The 623-nt window shown below is 33.7% G+C and carries 1 tRNA gene; it reads left to right on the plus strand.

Features of this window, described 5'->3' with window-relative positions:
- Positions 1-299: 299 nt before the first annotated feature.
- A tRNA-Ile gene (locus EG2_RS18165) sits at positions 300-373 on the plus strand.
- The last annotated feature ends 250 nt before the right edge of the window (positions 374-623 follow it).

Below are 623 nucleotides of genomic sequence, written 5' to 3' on the forward strand. Positions count from 1 at the left end.
TAGTAAAGACGAAAGAGTTATTGCTTATGATATATTTAGCTCTCAAGGAGAACAATCCTTCAACGAAGAGTTGATTAACATAGAGAAGTATGCGCAGCCAGTTGAAGAATTAGAAAAAGTACTTGCTTAGAAAAATGCATTTTCTATTAATACTCTTGATTGTAGCTTTATATCGCTTTTGATTTCTTTAAAAAAAGCCCTGTCCTTAACAGGATAAGGCTTTTTTATGTTCTTTGATTAATTGTTTTAAATCTTTGAGATTATCCTCAGTTGACTTATTATTTACGGATGATCTCGCAATACCTTTATCTCAGCTGGTCAGAGCAGATGGCTCATAACCGTCCGGTCGTAGGTTCGAGTCCTACAGGGTACATAGAATGACCCTCTTACTCAATTGAGTAGGAGTTTTTTTCGAGTTCTTTAGATATCGAGTTTCTTTGTTTTGTTAACAGGATTTTTGACTTTAAGCAGAAAAATAATTTCACAATGACCATACTTTGACCATACTTTGTCTGGAAAATTAGCTTAAATGAGAAAATGTAATATTGTGAGAATGCTTATATATCAACGTTTAGGTCAGTTCAGGATTGATCAGGAAATGTCTGGATTAAAAACCAGGTCTT

Origin of the sequence: Enterococcus gallinarum NBRC 100675, assembly GCF_001544275.1 — a bacterium.
Lineage (GTDB): Bacteria > Bacillota > Bacilli > Lactobacillales > Enterococcaceae > Enterococcus_D > Enterococcus_D gallinarum.